The sequence below is a fragment of the Cupriavidus sp. WS genome (assembly GCF_000395345.1).
GTDB classification, from domain to species: domain Bacteria; phylum Pseudomonadota; class Gammaproteobacteria; order Burkholderiales; family Burkholderiaceae; genus Cupriavidus; species Cupriavidus basilensis_B.
On record NZ_AQPL01000117.1, the window covers coordinates 1 to 2,559 of the forward strand.

General features: G+C 69.3%; 2 protein-coding genes and 1 pseudogene. All 3 read left to right on the top strand.

The annotated features are described in order from the left end of the window. Positions 1-90: 90 nt before the first annotated feature. Positions 91-1,467, top strand: a complete 1,377-nt coding sequence (locus tag K206_RS0110950; RefSeq protein WP_029043483.1) for a cytochrome-c peroxidase — start codon at positions 91-93, stop codon at positions 1,465-1,467. A 131-nt stretch (positions 1,468-1,598) separates the two neighbouring features. Beyond that, positions 1,599-2,255, top strand: coding sequence for a hypothetical protein (locus K206_RS0110955; RefSeq protein ID WP_020202457.1), 657 nt, complete (start codon positions 1,599-1,601; stop codon positions 2,253-2,255). Positions 2,256-2,317: 62 nt separating this feature from the next. Next, positions 2,318-2,559, top strand: a pseudogene (locus K206_RS38000) (hypothetical protein); the annotation flags it as partial.

A 2,559-nucleotide genomic window follows, 5' to 3' on the forward strand; every position in this document is an offset into this window, starting at 1 on the left:
CCGGCCATTCGTGTTCCAGCGCTTCACATCGACTTTCCCGGCACGCCTGGCAAACCCAGGGGCCGACGTACCTCGCAAAAGGAACTCACCATGCGCAAGCTCTTGGCTGGTGCCATGTGCATGCTTTCGCTGATGCTGGCCGCCTGTGGCGGCGGCGACGGCAGTGGCGCGACGACCGGCAGCAACGACCCTTCGACCGGCCCGAGCGGACCCGCGGCCGGCACCCCGAGCACGCCGGCGCTGAGCCTCGCGGCGCAGCTCGGCAAGCAGCTTTTCTTCGACCGCACGTTGTCGGGCTCCGGCAAGATGTCGTGCGCGACCTGCCACGATCCGAATTACGCATACGGCCCGCCGAACAATCTCGCGGTCCAGCTCGGCGGCCCCGCCCTGGCGTCGGCCGGCGTGCGCGCGGTGCCGTCGCTGCGCTACAAGGACAACACGCCCCCGTACTCCGACCTGCTCGACAACCCCGACGGCATCAGCGTGCCCGGGCCGGGCGGCGGCTTCACGTGGGACGGGCGCGCGGCCACGCTCGCCGACCAGGCCAAGCTGCCCCTGCTCGATCCCGTCGAGATGGACAATGCCTCGCCCGCCGACGTGGTGACGAAGGTGAAGGCGGCATCGTACGCGCCGCTCTACCTGCAGGCATACGGCGACAACGGCTTCAGCGACACCAACGCGGCGTTCGACAACATCACCGCCGCGCTCCAGGCGTACCAGCGCGAAGACCCGAGCTTCCACCCGTACAGCAGCAAGTTCGACCTGTGGGCGGGCAACAAGATCGGCGGGCAGCTGACGGCGGCGGAGCAGCGCGGCCTTGCCGTGTTCACCGACGCGAACCGCGGCAACTGCGCCTCGTGCCACTACCAGGGCGCGGGCTTCAACGGCAGCAGCGCGTTGTTTACCGACTTCTCGTACGAGGCGATCAGCGTGCCGCGCAACCCGGAGATCCCGGCGAACGCCACTGCGGGCTATTTCGACATGGGTGTCTGCGGCCCGGCCCGGACCGACCACCTGCCCGCTTCCCCGGGCGCGGCCAATGCGTTCTGCGGCATGTTCAAGGCGCCGACGGTGCGCAATTCGGCGACGCGCCAGGCGTTCTTCCACAATGGCGTGATCCATTCGCTGACGCAGCTGGTGCGCTTCTACAACACGCGGGACACCAATCCCGAGCTCTGGTATCCGACGATCGGCGGCACGCCGAAGGCCACGCCGGACGCCAGCTTCCCGACCTACGGCCTGATCACGACGCAGTACGTCGGCGGCACCGTGCAGAAGTTCGACGACCTGCCGGCGGCCTACGTCGGCAACATCGACACGCAGATGCCGCTCGACGGCCGGGCCCCCGGCTCGCCGACGCCGATGTCCGAGCAGGACGTGCAGGATCTCGTGTGCTTTCTCGGCACGCTGACCGACGGCTACAAGCCGCCGGCCAACCCGCCGACCAGCGGCGCCTGCGTGAATTGACGCGATCCCCGGCGCCGCGCGGCAACGCGCGGCCCGGCGTTTGCGGCGGGGGCGGCATGACGCCGCTCCCGCAACCCCGATCAACTGAATGGACCATTTTCATGACGTACTGCCCGACCTGGAACCGAAACATGGCGCGCGCCATATGCGTGCTGGGCCTTGCCACCGCACTGGCCGCGTGCAACCAGGCGAAGACCGCCGAGGAGGCGGCCAAGACCGACCAGGCAACCTTCGCCGCCGCGCTGAACGACTATCTCGCGCACAAGGGCAACCTGTGCCTGGCGAAGTACGACTGGCCGGTAAACGTCGAATACAAGGATGGCCCCATCACCGAGCGCGACGCGGTGCAGATGCCGGTGCTCGAGAAACTCGGCATCGTCACCGCCAAGGACGCGATGGTCGACTACAAGAACGAGGACGGCACCGTGCAGAAGAAGGTGCGGCAATACGCGCTGTCCGCGGAGGGCCAGAAATTCTACCTGCGCCAGCCGGTCCAGATTCCGGCCCCGGACGGCGGGAAGGTCACGCATGCGGGCGACCTGTGCGTGGCCAAGCTGACGCTCGACAAGGTGATCGGCTGGGAGCCGCCGCGCACGTTCGACGGCAAGACCCAGACGGCGGTGATGTTCACCTACAAGCTCGATGCCGCGCCGTGGATGCGCACGCCGGAAGCGCTGCGCGCCTTTCCGATGGCCGCGCGCGTGATCGAAGGCAGCGGGACCATGCAGCTGCGTGAAGGCTTCCACCTGACGCCGCACGGCTGGCTCCCGAACGACGACCTGATCTGACCCGGACCGGGCCGCTGCCGGCATCCGCCGCCGCGCGGCGCCCGTTTCCTCATTTTTCCGCCATGCCAGAAACCACGCTCGCCACCATCCACTTCCCTCCCGCCCTGCGCGACTGGATCACGCAGGGACTGCAGCGCGGCGGCGCGCCCGACCACATGGCGCAGGCGCTGGCCTCGCAGGGCTACGATCCGCTGGTGGCGCGCGAGCTGGTGGCGGCCTTCGCGCGCGCGCGGCGCGAGGGCACGCCCGCGCCGCGCGACAGCATCACCGTGAGCCGCGCCGTGCCGGCCGCGGCGGGCGGCCC

What these genes read in the sequence shown, in the direction of transcription:
- K206_RS0110955 (WP_020202457.1), top strand. Translation starts at nt 1,599, where the DNA reads ATGGCGCGCGCCATATGCGTGCTGGGCCTTGCCACCGCACTGGCCGCG.
- K206_RS0110950 (WP_029043483.1), top strand. Translation starts at nt 91, where the DNA reads ATGCGCAAGCTCTTGGCTGGTGCCATGTGCATGCTTTCGCTGATGCTG.